Here is a 16,616-nt window from a genome sequence, read left to right on the forward strand (position 1 = left end):
TATAGACAAAAAAGGGTGAAATGGATGATGACAATATGAATTGCCTCTTGACGTTAGGCAAGCCTTGAGATACTCAAGATAAAAGTTTCCCTTGACTAAAATTCTTTCTGTAGTACAATAAACACGAGAAACTTTTTCTGTGTGTTTGCATATATTGGGTTCTAAATGTGGAGTAATTTTTTTTACCTCAAAAGTTTCCTTTGTGCAAAATGTTTAGTACAAACCAAAAACGAGGTGATGATGATGGGTAATGAAGCGAAAAAACTGTCGCTGGCAGTGGATGAAGGCTGGAGAAAGAAAAGGACACAACCGACGTTGCCTGAAGTCTATCGAAGTTTGCGTATTCCAAAAACCGGTTCTTGGATAAAAAAGTTTCTTGCGTTTGCCGGACCAGGATACTTAGTAGCGGTGGGTTATATGGACCCAGGTAACTGGGCGACTGATATTGCGGGTGGTTCCCAGTTTGGATACACGTTGCTTTCTGTGATTTTGCTTTCCAATTTAATGGCTATATTGCTTCAATCATTAGCTGGCAAACTGGGGATTGTAACGGGTAGGGATTTGGCACAAGCGTGTCGAGACCATTATAGGAAGCCTGTGGCCATGATCTTGTGGATTTTATGCGAGTTGGCGATCGCGGCTTGTGATTTAGCGGAAGTGATCGGTTCAGCCATCGCTTTGAATTTATTGTTTGGAATTCCGTTGCTGTATGGTGTCATGATTACGGCCTTGGACGTACTCGTCGTATTGTTATTGCAGAATAAAGGTTTTCGTTATATTGAAACATTGGTGATTATTCTCATTCTAACCATTGGTGCTTGCTTTGCGACTGAATTTTTTCTTTCAAAACCAGATGTGGGGGGCGTATTAAAGGGGTTTGTTCCAAGCAAAGAGATCGTAAGCAATCCATCCATGCTCTATATCGCGATCGGTATTTTAGGCGCAACCGTCATGCCTCATAATCTTTATTTGCATTCTTCTATTGTGCAAACAAGACAATTTGAACAAACAAAATCGGGGAAACGGCAAGCAATTAAATATGCTACTTGGGATTCAACCATCGCTCTCTTCTTCGCTTTATTTATTAATGCTTCTATCCTGATTGTTTCGGCTGCTACATTTCATAAAGCAGGGATGACGAACGTGGCGGAGATTGGGGATGCTTACCACTTGCTTTCTCCACTGCTTGGAACAACGCTTGGAAGCATTCTGTTTGGGGTTGCCTTATTGGCTTCCGGCCAAAACTCGACGTTGACAGGTACTTTAGCTGGTCAGATTGTAATGGAAGGTTTTCTTAATATCCGACTTCCCGGCTGGTTAAGAAGGCTGATCACTCGATTGATTGCCATTATTCCGGCGGTCATTGTAACGGCCATTTACGGTGAAAGCGGTACGGCTCAATTGCTTATTCTAAGCCAGGTGATTCTTTCTTTGCAGCTCTCTTTTGCAGTCGTTCCTCTTGTTCAATTCACGAGCGACAAAAAGAAAATGGGGGAATTTGCTAACCCATTATGGTTAAAAGTTCTCGCCTGGATCGTTGCGATTGTGATTATCAGCTTAAATGCCTATTTATTGTTTCAAACATTCTTTCATTAAAGACTGGCTTCTAAATTTTCTTTTAAAAGCAAACTGATATACTCTCTTAATATTAAAATCTTTTTTACTAGATAACTCTAGCCATTCTCCTAAACATTTGAATCATCTCGAATTTTGGGGCACAAAAAAATCCGCTTGATGGCAAGCGGCAAAAAGAGAAAAGGCTGAGGAAACCTACTACTTACTATAATCATAATCAACATATAGTATGAATGTTATATTCTATACTATATGTTGTGTTGATTGAATTGTAACAAATGAATGACAATATTTCAATGTTTTTTCAGATAAATATTGAAAAATTTTTCAATAAAAACTATTAAATTTACCTTTTGATTGTAAATATCCCTATAAGCGGATCTCATCTTGTCCATTTTCAAGTGAGATTCGATTTGAATGGGTTCTGATTATGCGGAAAAGTGGAAATTCAGCCGTTTAAGAGAGAATTTTCTGCCCATATTGGATTTAGGTTCAAATTTATGTTTGACATTTTAAAAGAGTTTTATTAACATATGTCTTAAGAAAAATGAACGGAAATCAGCGATGAGGGAGAAGAGTAGCTTATCGTTTCTGCTCAGAGAACCGGTGGTTGGTGTAAACCGGTGAGAAATGATTAGTGAATGGGCTTCCGAGCTCCAAACCGAAATGCAGACAAAGTAGGCTTTGGCGGGTTCCACTCCGTTACAGTGGAGGATGGGTAAGACGACTACCCATCCGGTGAGTGGATTGCGTAAAAGCAATCAACAAAGGTGGCACCGCGGGCTCCTCGTCCTTTGTAGATGAGGGGTCTTTTTGTATTTCTCTTTATAAATTGAATAGAGGATAAATCGATGAGCAAGAAGAGTACGTTCAGCCGATTCGTTACAGAGAACCGGGCAAGGTGAGAGCCGGTGCGATACGCTGTTCGGAATGGCCTTGCGAGAGGCGTCCTGAACTTTTTAGTAGGGATGCCCGGGTTTCCGCCGTTAAAAGGATAGAGCATCGGAAAAGTTCCTGTGCTCGAAAAGGGGAAGCTTTTGCTTCAATTGAGGTGGCACCGCGGCGTAGTTCGTCCTCCAACCATACAGGCATTCCTGTGTGATTGGAGGACTTTTTTCTTTTAGAAAAGATGAGGAAGGTGAGTCTAGTTGAGTGTAGTGCGAGAAAAGAATTTTGTTGTGAAAGAAATTGAGGGGGATCTGCTGACCCCAGTGGCCGTGTTTAAAAAGTTAGATGGACAGAAAAAGTTTTTATTGGAAAGTTCTTTTAAACATGAAGAGAGAGGCCGTTATTCTTTTTTAGGCATGAATCCTTATATGGAATTCATTGCGGAAAATGGAAAAATAACGGTTCGTGATCTGATTGCCAAAGAAACGGAACAATCAGAAGGAGATCCTTTTAAAAAGCTGGAAAGCTATTTTCCAAAACAAGATGACGAGAACCTGCCTTTTCCTTTTATTGGAGGAGCTATCGGATACATTGGCTACGATTCCATCCGTTATGTTGAGAACATTGGAAACGTACCTCGAGATACAATTCAAATGCCGGATATGCATTTAATGTTTTATGAAAACTTCATTGTATTCGATCATCTTCTCCAAAAAGTGTATATTTTGGCAATGAGTTTAAGCCGTAAAAAGAAACCCGAAGAATTGGAGAAAGAAGTCCATCAATTAGAAAAGATGTTGGATCGTCCTGTTTCAGAAGATTCCATTGAAAGCAATGTGAAAGTTTCCTTTACCTCTAATGTGTCCAAAAGTGAATATTGCCGTATGGTGGAACGGGGGAAAGACTTCATTCGAAAAGGAGATATTTTTCAAGTGGTGCTATCCCAGCGCCTAGAGGCTCCATATAAGGGGAATCCTTTCGATTTATACAGAAAGCTTCGAAAGACGAACCCGTCTCCCTATATGTATTATTTGGACTTTTCGGACTATATTGTCGTGGGCATCTCTCCGGAAAGCTTAATCAAAGTGTCCGGACGCAAATTGATGACGAATCCGATCGCAGGAACCCGTCCGCGCGGCGCAACGGATGAGGAAGATAGAAGATTGGAAAAAGAGCTGCTTTCGGATGAAAAAGAATTGGCTGAACACCGTATGCTGGTGGATCTCGGTCGAAACGATATTGGAAAAGTAGCGGAAATTGGTTCGGTACGCGTGACGAAGGATCAAGTGGTCGAACGATACAAACATGTGATGCACATTGTTTCAGAAGTGACCGGTACGTTGAAGAATGAGGTTCATAGTTTAGAAGCATTGAAAGCGTGTTTGCCGGCCGGAACCGTTTCCGGAGCTCCCAAGATTCGAGCGATGCAAATCATCAATGATTTAGAGCCGGAAAAACGTGGATTATATTCGGGAGCGATCGGATATTTGTCCGCAAGCGGAGACTTGGATTTTGCCATTGCCATCCGCACGATGATTGTGAAAGACGAAAAAGCTTATGTTCAAGCCGGTGCAGGCATCGTCTATGATTCGGTTCCTGAGAAAGAGTATGAGGAAACGCTTAATAAAGCAAAAGCATTGCTGGAGGTAGAGTAAATGATTTTATTAATCGATAATTATGATTCTTTTACTTATAATCTTTATCAATTAATCTCGGAATTAGGGAAAAATGTTCAAGTTGTTCGTAATGATGAGATAGCTGTCGAAGAGATTGAAAAAATGGAGCCGGAAGCGATTGTGATTTCGCCGGGGCCCGGAACACCGGATAATGCCGGCATATGCCTGGAATTAATCCGCAATTATTACCACAAAATCCCGATTTTGGGCATTTGCCTCGGACATCAAGCGGTCGCTGCCGCTTTTGGAGCGAAGATTATTCAGGCAAAAACGATTAAGCACGGAAAGACGTCGCTTATCCATCATACTGGTCAAAGCATTTTTTCCGGTTTTTCTGAACCTTTGGAAGTCATGCGCTACCATTCTTTAGCTGTTGATGAAAAGACGCTCCCTTCTAAATTCGAGATTTTAGCGGAATCTACGGATGATGGAGAAATCATGGCCATCAAACATAAAGAATATCCTCTTTATGGGCTGCAGTTTCATCCCGAATCCATCGGTACAAAAAACGGAAAAGAATTGATTCGTCGATTTTTCTTGGAAACAAAAAAGGAGCGGAAGATGAATCATTACTTAAAAAAGCTGTCAGAGCGGCAATCTTTGAATCAAGAAGAAATGAGATCGGCTTCTCGGGAATTGCTGTCAGATGAAATTACAGACAGCGAAGTGGCGGCATTTTTAATGGGGCTAAAAGCGAAAGGAGAAAACGCAGATGAAGTAGCGGCGCTTGTGGAAGTTCTCCGTGAACATGCGCTAGGCATCAAGAAAAAAATTCCGAACGTCATGGATAATTGCGGAACTGGAGGAGACGGAGCCCACAGCTTTAATATTAGTACGACCAGTGCTTTTGTGTTGGCGGGAGGCGGCGTGAAGGTCGCGAAACATGGCAACCGAAGCGTCTCCAGCAAAACGGGCAGCGCCGATGTTTTAGAATATTTAGGAATCTCGCTGGATTTGCATGAAGAGGAAGTCGAAGAGCTGTTGGAAGAAAATCATATTGCATTCCTGTTTGCGCCGCACGTTCATCCGCGCATGAAAAAAATTATGAAAGTGCGCCGCGATTTAAAAATTCCTACGATTTTTAATTTAATTGGGCCGCTGACCAACCCGGTCGATTTAGATAGCCAGCTTTTGGGAATCTACCGAAGGGATATGCTTGAGATGATGGCAGATGTGCTGAAGCGTCTCGGAAGAAAACGAGCTGTCGTTCTTAACGGCGCCGGCTTTATGGATGAAGCTTCTCTTTCTGGAGAAAATCATTTAGTTCTTTTGGAAAATGGCCATGTAGAAAAAATGACGGTGACTCCGGAAAAGGTAGACCTGCCTTATTATTCGAATGAAGCTATTGTGGGCGGTGAGGCCAAAGAAAATGCTGAAATTTTAATCGGTGTACTCAAAGGAGAAAAAGGAGCTTATCGTGATACGGTACTGTTAAATGCCGGTTTAGGCTTTTTTGCGAACGGAAAAGCGAATACCATTCAAGAAGGGATTCGACTGGCGAAAGAAAGCATCGATTCCGGAAGGGCATTATCGGCATTGCAATATTTGATCGACTACAGCGAAAAAAGAAAAAGAGTGGTGATCTAAATGAGCGGAACCATTTTAGACAGAATATTAGAAAAAAAGAAGGATGAAGTGAGAAAACTAAAGGAACAATTCGACGCTGGAAATGAAAGCAAATTTCAAAAAATCTCTTTCTATGATTCCTTTATCCATGCAGACAAAATGAATATTATTGCGGAAGTGAAAAGAGCTTCCCCTTCAAAAGGAAATATCAATCTGGATGTAAATCCTGCTAAACAGGCAAAACATTATGAGGCGAGTGGGGCGAATGCCATTTCCGTTTTAACCGACGAACCTTTTTTTAAAGGAACATTAGCAGACTTAAAAGCAGTTCGCGATGTAGTGGGTTTGCCGATTTTGTGTAAAGATTTCATCATCGACCCCATCCAAATAGATGCCGCCAAACAGGCTGGAGCCAATGTGATCTTGTTGATTGCGGCCGCTTTGGATGATGAGAAACTGAAGTCTTTGTACGAGTACGCCTACAAGCAAGATTTAGAAGTTCTACTAGAAGTGCATAACGAGGAAGAAATGGAGCGGGCGCTTGTTTTGAATCCTTCTGTCATTGGCGTCAATAATCGCAATCTAAAAACGTTTGAAGTAGACTTAGGGGTCACGGAACGACTGTTGTCTCGATTTGGAAAGAATCATGACCGCATTTTTATAAGCGAGAGTGGAATCAAGACGGCGAAAGACGTAGAGCGTGTGCAAAAAGCAGGAGCTAAAGCGATTTTGGTCGGGGAAACGTTGATGCTGGCAGATGACATTCAACTAACGATGAATAAACTAAAAGTCCATTTGAGGTGAAACCGATGTTTGTGAAAATTTGCGGAATAACGGATGTAGAAACAGCGTTATTTGCCGCTGAATGCGGGGCGGATGCCATTGGCATGGTGTTTGCGAACAGCAAAAGGCGAGTTTCCTTAAAGAAAGCGAAAGAAATATCCAAAAGCTTGCCGAAAAGTGTTTGGAAAATCGGTGTCTTCGTCAATGAAGATCCTGATATTGTTCGAAACATCGCAAAAGAAGCAGATTTGGATTTTGTTCAGCTGCATGGGGAGGAGACTCCGGAATACGCGAGATCTTTAGGTGTTCCTGTCATTAAAGCCTTTGGGTTGAGCAAAGAGACAAACGAACGTGAGATGGCAGACTTTCCGGCTAGTTATTTGTTGGTAGACAGCCCAAAGGGAGCTTATTACGGAGGAAACGGAAAAACATTTGATTGGAGTTTAATAGAAGAAAAACGATTGAAAAAAGAAAATTTGATCATTGCCGGCGGGTTAAATCCGGAAAATGTTCAGCAAGCCATTCAAGCCATACAGCCATTTGGTGTCGATGTGTCAAGCGGCGTAGAGACGGAGGGGCGCAAAGACCGCCGGAAAATCAAATTGTTTATAGATGAAGCAAAAGGAGTGCAAAAAAGATGAGTATGTATGTTCAACCAGATGAAAAAGGATATTTTGGGCCGTTTGGAGGCCGCTTTGTTCCGGAAACGTTAATGAGAGCTGTCCAGGAATTGGAAATCGCTTATGAAGAAGCGAAAAACGACGAAAACTTTTTGCAAAAGCTGCGCTATTACTTAAAAGAATACGTAGGGCGACAAACGCCGCTCTACTATGCTAAAAATCTAACGGAAAAACTCGGAGGCGCGAAAATCTATTTGAAGCGCGAAGATTTGAACCATACGGGAGCCCATAAAATCAACAATACGATCGGGCAGGCGCTTCTTGCGTTGCGAATGGGAAAAAGAAAGGTGGTAGCAGAAACAGGAGCAGGCCAGCACGGTGTAGCGACGGCGACCGTTAGTGCCCTGCTAAATATGGATTGCATCATCTTTATGGGGGAAGAGGATGTTCGCCGCCAGAAGCTGAATGTGTTCCGAATGGAGCTTCTTGGGGCAAAAGTTGTCAGCGTGCGACAAGGAAGCGGCACATTGAAAGATGCGGTCAATGAAGCGCTCCGCTACTGGGTCGCGAATGTGGAAGATACTCATTATATTATGGGGTCGGTTCTTGGTCCTCATCCGTTTCCAAAAATAGTACGCGATTTTCAAAGTGTAATCGGAAAGGAAACAAAACAACAAATCATCGAAAAAGAAGGAAAGCTTCCGGATGCCATTGTTGCCTGTGTCGGCGGCGGCAGTAATGCGATGGGGATGTTTTACCCATTTTTGGAAGATGAGTCCGTCCGCTTGTTCGGTGTCGAGGCAGCCGGAAGCGGACTAGATACCGGCAAACATGCTGCTACACTCACGAAAGGATCAGTCGGAATTTTACACGGGTCGAAAATGTATTTATTGCAGGATGAAAATGGGCAAATTCAGGAAGCCCACTCCATTTCAGCGGGATTGGATTATCCCGGAGTAGGTCCCGAACATAGCTTGTTAAAAGAAATCAAAAGAGTCCATTATACATCGGTGACCGATCAAGAAGCGCTGGAAGGATTTCAAACGTTGACGAAAACGGAGGGGATTATTCCGGCGTTGGAAAGTTCCCATGCGGTGGCGCATGCATTGAAATTAGCGCCGACGATGAAGCCGGAAGAAGTGTTGGTGGTTTGTTTGTCCGGACGAGGAGATAAAGACGTTGAAACGGTTCAAGCTGTGTTGAAAGGGGAAGAAAAATGACGGCTCTATCGATTGCAGAAGCATTTCATCAATTTAAACAAAACAACGAAAAAGCGTTTGTTGCGTATATCATGGCGGGGGATGGGGGTTTGTCCAGTTTAAAAGACAAGGTGCTCTTTTTGGAAAAAGCCGGTGCCAGCATGGTAGAAATCGGCATTCCTTTTTCTGATCCCGTTGCAGACGGCCCGGTCATCCAAGAAGCGGGAAAACGGGCGCTGAAAGAGGGAGTGTCGCTTGCAAAAGTGCTTGCTGAAATTGCCGCTTTTCGTTCTAGTGTCACTATTCCTTTGATTGTGATGACGTATATAAACCCTGTGTATGCATATGGAATCGAACGCTTTGTCAACGATTGCGCCAAAGCGGGAATCAACGGAGTGATCCTTCCTGACGTTCCTTTTGAAGAACAGGGAATCCTTTCTCAAGAACTAAAAGAAAAGAATATCGATTTGATTCAACTCGTTACGTTGACGAGTCCAGAAGAGCGGAAAAAGAAGATTGCCCAAGCTTCCAATGGATTTCTATATGCGGTGACGGTGACGGGAATCACAGGACAAAGAAATAAATTGCCGGAGGAATTGTCCGGGTATTTAGAACACTTGAAAAAGATAAGCCCTGTTCCGGTGCTAGCCGGTTTTGGCATTTCCAATCACCTTCAAGTAAAAGAAGTCGGTTCCTATTGCGACGGGGTCATTGTTGGAAGCAAAATTGTCGATCTGTTTCATCAAGGAAAAGAAGAAGAAATAATCGAACTGATTGGCAAGAAAACGGAATCGATTCTTTAAACGGAGATGCATCGTCTTAAATACATTCAAGCAGCGATGTCGAAAAATGTCCGTCAGACGGAAAAAAGACGAAGAAACGGTTTTAAGAGATCTGGGTTTCCAGGTCTCTTTTTTGTGGAAAAGTGGAAAATGGAGGTTTATTTTTCTAAAATAGGGAGAAAGACGAAAAAGGAGCCGGTGGAATCATGGATGAACGAAAAATTCCGTTGCTAGTAGCAAAACGATTTTTTAACGAACGGTATTATGACCAATCCGCCCAAACCGCTTATTATTTCATGTTGTCGTTTATTCCGTTTTTAATGTTTATGTTTTCGCTCATTCGCTTTTTCCCTATCAACCAAAACGACTTTTTGGAGATCATTGAGCCCTATGCTCCGAAAAATACTTATGCATTTATTCGCCAAACGGTCGATCAAATCATGAACCAACAACCATCCCATGTTTTTTCATATAGTTTGATCGCCTCTTTTTGGATTGCCTCCGTGGCCGTTCAGTCGTTAGTCCGTTCATTAAATGATGCCTACCATATACGGAGGCGTAAATCATTTTTAGGAGGCCTTGTCAACGATCTTGTTTTAACATTCGGCCTAATGGTGATGTTGACTTCTTCCTTGTTCTTGCCCATTTTGGAAAATATCGTTCTAAGGATGTTCGATCAAACGATTTCTTTTCCATTTAATTGGTATCCATGGTGGTATATTTTAAGATGGGGAATAGGAACGGTATTTCTTTTCGGTTTTTTTCTCTTTTTTTATCATGCTGTTCCGAGCAAGCGCGTTTTATGGAAAGAGGCTTTGCCAGGTGCGATTTTTGCAACTATTGGTTGGCAAGGAGCCTCTATTGGTTTCGCTTTCTACGTCAGTTTAGGGGGATATACCAAAATTTACGGTCAATTAGGAAGTATTATCGTTCTTCTTATTTGGTTTTATTTAACGGCGGCTGTTATTTTGATCGGCGGATTATTGAATGCAACCATTTTGGAGCATCCTGTTTCAGAAAAGTAAAGATAAAAGGTCCGAGCGCTCTGAAAAAAGTGATTGTAGCTGTTGCCGGGATTCAAGCTGCATTTTTGTTTTTCTTATGAGACCCTAACGAATGTTTATTGATACTGTTTTCGTTTGACCGTGAGCCAAGGACGCTCGTCTTCCCAATGGACGCGAACGGGAATGGAAAAAGCTTCTGACAACACGTCGTCGGTCAGTACATCCTCTTTTGCTCCCGCAGCGATGACACGACCGTTTTCCAGAACAAGGACGTGGCTGATCGTTGGGATGATTTCCTCGATATGGTGGGTTACGTAAATAAGGTGGAGCTTCTTTTCTATGATAGTTTCTTGAACGGCGTTCAGCAATTCTTCGCGAGCACGGATATCCAATCCGCTGCATGGTTCGTCTAAAATGAGGATTTCAGGATTAGCCATAAACGCTCTGGCGATAAGGACACGCATTTTTTCTCCTTGGGAAAGAGATTGGTAAGCGCTCCCTTTTAAATAGCCGATTCGGAATTGTTCCATGAAAGCATCAGCTTGATCCAAGTCTTCATGGCTGACTTGTTCGTACAATCCGATGGAAGCAAATTTTCCGCTCAAAACGATTTCTTCTACTGATTCATTTTTCAAAATATCATCAAAGCGACTAAGCGAATGGCTGACGATTCCGATTTTTTTTCGCAGTTCGGGGATATTCGTTTCGCCAAAACGTCCCCCCAAAACGACAACTTCTCCTTTCGTAGGATACTGGTAGCCGCAAACAATATTCAATAAAGACGTTTTTCCTGAGCCGTTTAACCCGAGCACCGCCCATTGTTCTCCGGATGAGATCTCCCAGTTGATCGAGTCCAAAATGGTTCGGTTTCCTCTTTGCCAACTTACATTTTTAAGCGAGACGAGTTTTTTCATCGTTTTTCCCCTTTTCCAACCTTCATTCAAAAAAATTGTAGCAAAAAAGATTTGTAATTAAAAGAAAATTCCGTTAAATAAAAGGGGTTCCTCCAACGGTAAAGCATATTCAAATACTTTAAGAAACAGGGCCAACTAACTGTTTCACATGATTTGTCATTTACTTTCTAAAGTAAATATATGGGAGAACAATAACAAAAGGTTCAGAAAAACTTTTCAGTGACCGAAAGATGAAGAGATATTGAAGAATACTACGGAGATTCTTCCTTGTTATTTGGCAAATGAATTTCGGAAATTTGCCAATCTTCCATCCGCAAGAAGCAGATTTCTAAAATACCGTCTTGAAATTCAGCTTTAGCTCCTTTGCGTTTGACAAGCGCTGGTAAAACAATTTCTTGTCGTTCCCCCATTTCCGGGACATTATAAATGATCGCTTTTTGGGAAGTATGATGAATTTTTAAATGTTGCAGCCACTCTTCCTTGAGGCGCAGTCGAAGGAATACATAGTCAAACGTTTCAAAAACCTCGATAGGGATTGGAGGAGAGGGAGGAGATGTTTCTTTTTCTGGAGAAGGAGGATCTTGCTTTTCGAATTGTGAAGAGAATGGATGGGTTTGCTGCCAATTAGGAGGGATGGTTTTCTTCATCATTTCTTGTATAAACTGTTCTACGTCGGCTGGGTTGAGTTGTTTCATCCAGTCATTAGAGAGGTTTTCATTCGAAAAAAACCAGTTCCATGGAAACATGCCAATCCCCCTCGAATTCCATATTCGTTCTTCATATCTTATGTCTTGAGCCTAGGAAACGTTCAGATGGTGTTGATTGAGGAGCGGGTAAAAAAGGAAAAAACGGAATAAAGCAGAAAAAAAGATAGCCAATTTTATTTGTTCTATAAAAATTAATAATTTTGTCAAAAAGGATTGATTTTTAAAGAAAGAGTAGTAAGATGGTACATGAAAAAAATTAAACTTATTTCAGAAAAAAGGGAATAGAAGGTGAAAAAATTATTTCAGAATAATCAGGATGTTGTTACGAATTTCACAAATTGATCAATATGAAAATGAGAAGATCATTGGTCAAATCAATGAAGACAATTAGACGAAAAAGAAAGGATATTCTTTCAATTTTTACTTTAGCGTGGTAAAATGGACTTGTAAGCGTTTTTAATTATTTTTGGAATAATTTATGAATGTGGGATGACGAGAAAATCAATAACAGGACGTTACGGTTGGAGGTTTTGCATGATGAACACACAAACATCAAACCAAAGGGGACCGTGGAACCGCTTTTCTGGGCCTAACCTCGGTTATATCATGGAGATGTATGAAAAATATTTAGAAGATCCAGAAAGTATTGACTCGGATCTTAAAGAATTATTCAACCAGTGGGGAGCTCCGGTTGTCGAAGAGGGATGGGAACAATCTGCACCTAGAACGGGAACGTTTCGTCCGGCTCCGCAAGGACAAGTGGATTATCACAAAATTGTTGCTGCTGTGAAGCTGGCCGATAATATCCGCTTTTACGGTCACCTCGCGGCGGATATCAATCCTTTAAATGATCGAAATAAAGATTCACGTCGAATTGAATTAGAAGAATTTCAACTGACGGAAGAGGATTTAAAAAATATTCCAGTTGAATTTATTTGTCCAAACGCACCTTCTCATGTCCAAAACGGACTCGATGCCATCAATCATTTAAAGAAAGTTTATACGGATAAACTTGCTTTTGAATTTGCCCAAGTTCATGAAATGGAAGAAAGAAATTGGCTTCGTCAAAAAGTGGAATCAGGAAGCTTTTATCCATCTTTAAATAAAGAAGAAAAGATACAATTATTAAAGCGCTTAACGGAAGTGGAAGGCTTTGAAAAGTTTTTGCACCGTACGTTTGTTGGTCAAAAACGGTTTTCTATTGAAGGCTTGGATGTGATGGTTCCACTGATTGACGAGTTAATTCGAAAAGCAGTATCAAAAGGGGCAGAAAGCATCAATATTGGCATGGCCCACCGCGGACGTCTGAATGTGCTGGCTCACATTCTCGGTAAACCTTACGAAATGATTTTTGCTGAATTTCAGCATTCTCCTAGCAAAAAATTAATTCCTTCTGAAGGATCCATCGGAATTACATACGGTTGGACTGGTGACGTAAAATACCATCTTGGCGCCGATCGCCGTGTAAAAGAAAGCAACCAAGGACAAACACGGATCACGTTAGCCAACAATCCAAGCCACTTAGAAGTGGTAGATCCGGTTGTAGCAGGCTATACAAGAGCTGCGCAAGAAGATCGAACTCAACCTGGCTACCCAAAACAGGATGTAAAAAAATCTTTGACGATTATGATTCATGGAGACGCCGCTTTTCCGGGAGAAGGCATCGTGGCTGAAACATTGAACTTAAGCCGATTGCCTGGTTATCAAACAGGTGGTTCGATTCATGTAATCGCCAACAATATGATCGGATTTACAACAGAAAGCTACGATTCTCGATCCACACGATATGCTTCTGATATTGCGAAAGGCTTTGAAATGCCAATTGTACACGTGAACGCAGACGATCCTGAAGCTTGTCTAGCGGCGGCCATTTTAGCTTTTGAATATCGAAATACGTTCCATAAAGATTTTGTAATCGATTTAGTTGGATACCGGCGTTTTGGACATAATGAAATGGATGAACCGATGGCGACAAACCCAACCTTATATAAAATCATACAAAACCATCCAACAGTCCGAGCCATATATGCCGATCAGTTAGTTAATGAAGGGTTGATTCAAAAAGATCTGGCTTCAAAATTTGAAAAAGAAGTTGTGGATAAACTGAAAGCAGCGTATGAAAAAGTGCCGAAGAAGGATGAAAACCCGGATATTGTGATGAATCCGCCTATACAGGTGGAAAACCTTCTGCCTAATCCACAAGAAGAAATTGACGAAAATATATTGAGAGAAATTAACCAACAATTATTAGAATGGCCGAAAGATTTTCACGTATTCAACAAATTAGAGAAAATTTTAAAACGCCGTGAGGGAGTTTTTGAAGGCAAAGGGAAAATCGACTGGGCCCATGCAGAAACATTGGCGTTCGCAACCATTCTACGAGATGGAACACCTATCCGTCTTACAGGCCAAGATTCTGAGCGCGGTACGTTTGCTCAGCGGCATCTCGTTCTTCATGATATGGAAACAGGTGAAAAATATATCCCGTTGCACCATATTAAAGGTGCGAAAGCTTCATTTGTCGTTCACAACAGTCCTTTGACAGAAGCAGCTGTTGTAGGATTTGAATACGGATATAACGTGTTTGCGCCTGAAACGCTCGTTTTATGGGAAGCTCAATTTGGAGATTTTGCCAATATGGCCCAAGTGATGTTTGATCAATTTATTTCTTCCGGAAGAGCGAAATGGGGGCAAAAATCGGGACTTGTGATGCTTTTGCCGCACGGATATGAGGGCCAAGGCCCTGAGCATTCCAGCGGACGTGTTGAACGTTTCTTGCAGCTGGCTGCCGAAAACAACTGGACGGTTGCAAACTTGACGAGTACAGCTCAATATTTCCATATTTTACGACGTCAGGCAGCCGTTTTGAGAAAAGAAGAAGTAAGACCGTTAGTGATCATGACGCCAAAAAGCTTACTTCGCCATCCTTTGGCTGCATCTACCGTAGAAGAGCTTGCCCATGGCCATTTTAGTCCAATATTGGAGCAAAGCGGCTTAGGTGAAAAACCAAATAAAGTAGAACGTATTGTTCTATGCAGCGGAAAAATTGCGATTGATTTGGCTGAGCAATTGGATAAAGAAGAAAATCTTGATTGGCTTCATATTTTGAGAGTGGAAGAATTATACCCATTCCCTAGAGAAGAAATTAAAGAAGTGTTATCACGTTATCAAAATGTCAAAGAACTTGTATGGGTTCAAGAAGAACCGCAAAACATGGGTGGATGGTCTTATGTGGATCCTCGTTTAAGAGACATAGCTCCAGAAGGAGTGGAAGTTCGCTATATTGGACGTAGAAGACGTTCAAGCCCGTCTGTTGGAGATCCTGTCGTCCATCGAAAAGAACAAGATCATATTATTAAACAAGCGTTAACAAGACCATAAAACACTTTCATGCCGGTCTTTCCCCTATGGCCTATTTACGGGGAAAGATTGCGGATGCCTCCTAGGAATAAAACTTTGACTGGATGGTTTTGTCATAGATCCAGGAGGCATATCGTTTCCATTCTCCTTTTTTAGGATGATGGTGGTTCTTTTGAATAAAAAAGCTTTGGAAGGAAATTAGGAGGAGGACATCACAGTGGCTGAAATTAAAGTTCCCGAATTGGCAGAATCGATTACTGAAGGTACTATCGCACAATGGCTTAAAAAGCCTGGAGATACGGTTGAAAAGGGAGAATATATAGTTGAATTAGAAACAGATAAAGTAAATGTAGAAGTGATCAGCGAAGAATCAGGAGTTATTACAGAATTAAAAGCGAATGAAGGAGATACGGTAGAAGTTGGTCAAGTGATAGCTGTGGTGGAAGAAGGTGCTGCTGCTCCTGCTCCAGCCCCACAAGAACCAAAAGCAGAAGAACCAAAAGAAGCTCCAAAAGCAGAGGCACCAAAACAAGAAGTAAAACAAGAATCTGCAGCGATCAAAGACGATGGTCCAAAAGAACGGCCGATTGCTTCACCAGCCGCTAGGAAATTGGCCCGCGAAAAAGGAATCGACTTGTCTCAAGTCCCTACAATTGATCCGTTAGGCCGCGTTCGCAAACAAGATGTAGAATATTTTGCCAACCAACCAAAAGCCGAAGCGAAACCTGCGCCTGCGGTTTCGCAAGCAGCGCCTCAACAAGACACAGCAGCAGTTCAGGATGAAAAACCGGTCGTTCGAGAGCGTATGAGCCGCCGTCGACAAACCATTGCGAAACGCCTTGTTGAAGTGACCAATACCGCTGCCATGCTGACAACCTTCAATGAAGTCGACATGACGGCCGTAATGGACCTCCGCAAACGGTATAAAGAAAAATTCATTCAAGAATATGATGTACGTCTAGGGTTTATGTCTTTCTTTACAAAAGCCGTAGTGGCGGCATTGAAAAAATATCCTTATGTCAATGCAGAAATTCAAGGCGACGAAATTTTACTCAAAAAATATTATGATATCGGCGTAGCCGTTTCAACAGATGACGGCTTGATCGTTCCGGTTGTCCGCGACTGCGATCGTAAAAACTTCGCAGAAATCGAAAGAGACATTGCAGACTTAGCAGAAAAAGCACGCAATAAAAAATTATCGCTTAACGATCTGCAAGGCGGAACCTTTACGATTACAAACGGCGGAGTATTTGGTTCACTCATGTCCACTCCTATCATTAATGGTAATCAAGTGGGGATTTTAGGAATGCACACGATTCAACTTCGACCAGTTGCCATTGATAAAGATCGGATTGAAAACCGTCCGATGATGTATATCGCCCTTTCATACGACCATCGAATTATTGATGGAAGAGACGCTGTCGGATTCTTGAAAACTGTAAAAGAACTTTTGGAAAATCCAGAATCCCTGCTTTTAGAAGGCTGATCTCTTTTAAAAAATCGATTAAGGCTGAATTTTTATGCGCAGTTTATGAAAGGAAA

The 16,616-nt window shown here is 41.8% G+C and carries 12 protein-coding genes and 2 other annotated features; of the genes, 10 read left to right on the forward strand and 2 right to left on the reverse strand.

Annotated features, from left to right (window positions below; translation table 11 throughout):
* Positions 1–243: 243 nt before the first annotated feature.
* The 8 genes from N1I87_RS08065 (at position 244) to N1I87_RS08100 (ending at position 10,114) form a co-directional block, all read left to right on the forward strand.
* Positions 244–1,596, forward strand: coding sequence for an Nramp family divalent metal transporter (locus N1I87_RS08065; protein WP_341101294.1), 1,353 nt, complete (start codon positions 244–246; stop codon positions 1,594–1,596).
* A 534-nt stretch (positions 1,597–2,130) separates the two neighbouring features.
* Positions 2,131–2,373: a binding site (T-box leader), on the forward strand.
* Between the two features lie 44 nt (positions 2,374–2,417).
* Positions 2,418–2,655 (forward strand) — a binding site (T-box leader).
* A 68-nt stretch (positions 2,656–2,723) separates the two neighbouring features.
* Entirely contained in the window at positions 2,724–4,118 is a 1,395-nt protein-coding gene (gene trpE, locus N1I87_RS08070; protein WP_445285685.1) for an anthranilate synthase component I, read from the forward strand.
* Entirely contained in the window at positions 4,119–5,726 is a 1,608-nt protein-coding gene (locus N1I87_RS08075; protein ID WP_341101295.1) for a bifunctional anthranilate synthase component II/anthranilate phosphoribosyltransferase, read from the forward strand.
* Positions 5,727–6,509 (forward strand): indole-3-glycerol phosphate synthase TrpC, encoded by a 783-nt coding sequence (trpC, locus tag N1I87_RS08080; RefSeq protein ID WP_341101297.1) that lies wholly within the window; start codon positions 5,727–5,729, stop codon positions 6,507–6,509.
* Between the two features lie 5 nt (positions 6,510–6,514).
* Positions 6,515–7,129: a phosphoribosylanthranilate isomerase gene (locus tag N1I87_RS08085; protein WP_341101299.1), complete on the forward strand. Its 615-nt coding sequence runs from the start codon at positions 6,515–6,517 to the stop codon at positions 7,127–7,129.
* Positions 7,126–8,328, forward strand: a complete 1,203-nt coding sequence (gene trpB / locus N1I87_RS08090; protein ID WP_004439828.1) for a tryptophan synthase subunit beta — start codon at positions 7,126–7,128, stop codon at positions 8,326–8,328. The genes N1I87_RS08085 and trpB overlap by 4 nt, the downstream gene beginning before the upstream one ends.
* Positions 8,325–9,110 carry a tryptophan synthase subunit alpha gene (trpA, locus tag N1I87_RS08095; protein ID WP_341101300.1) on the forward strand — a complete coding sequence of 262 codons (786 nt, stop codon included), beginning with the start codon at positions 8,325–8,327 and terminating at the stop codon, positions 9,108–9,110. Before trpB ends, trpA begins: the two co-directional genes overlap by 4 nt.
* Before the next feature lie 185 nt (positions 9,111–9,295).
* On the forward strand, positions 9,296–10,114 hold the full coding sequence (locus N1I87_RS08100; protein ID WP_004439822.1) for a YihY/virulence factor BrkB family protein: 819 nt from the start codon (positions 9,296–9,298) through the stop codon (positions 10,112–10,114).
* A 95-nt stretch (positions 10,115–10,209) separates the two neighbouring features.
* Here N1I87_RS08100 and N1I87_RS08105 read toward each other — a convergent pair whose 3' ends face one another.
* Both N1I87_RS08105 and N1I87_RS08110 read right to left on the reverse strand, forming a co-directional pair.
* Positions 10,210–11,007, reverse strand: coding sequence for an ABC transporter ATP-binding protein (locus N1I87_RS08105; protein ID WP_341101302.1), 798 nt, complete (start codon positions 11,005–11,007; stop codon positions 10,210–10,212).
* A 251-nt stretch (positions 11,008–11,258) separates the two neighbouring features.
* Positions 11,259–11,753, reverse strand: coding sequence for a spore gernimation protein GerT (locus N1I87_RS08110; RefSeq protein ID WP_341101304.1), 495 nt, complete (start codon positions 11,751–11,753; stop codon positions 11,259–11,261).
* Positions 11,754–12,251: 498 nt separating this feature from the next.
* Here N1I87_RS08110 and sucA point away from each other — a divergent pair, with 498 nt between their 5' ends.
* Together sucA and odhB are read left to right on the forward strand one after the other, a co-directional pair.
* Entirely contained in the window at positions 12,252–15,095 is a 2,844-nt protein-coding gene (sucA, locus tag N1I87_RS08115) for a 2-oxoglutarate dehydrogenase E1 component (RefSeq protein WP_048624459.1), read from the forward strand.
* A gap of 196 nt (positions 15,096–15,291) precedes the next feature.
* Entirely contained in the window at positions 15,292–16,560 is a 1,269-nt protein-coding gene (gene odhB / locus N1I87_RS08120; protein ID WP_341101305.1) for a 2-oxoglutarate dehydrogenase complex dihydrolipoyllysine-residue succinyltransferase, read from the forward strand.
* The last annotated feature ends 56 nt before the right edge of the window (positions 16,561–16,616 follow it).

Source organism: Bacillus sp. FSL W8-0102, assembly GCF_038007225.1.
GTDB classification, from domain to species: Bacteria; Bacillota; Bacilli; order Bacillales; family DSM-4216; genus Bacillus_O; species Bacillus_O smithii.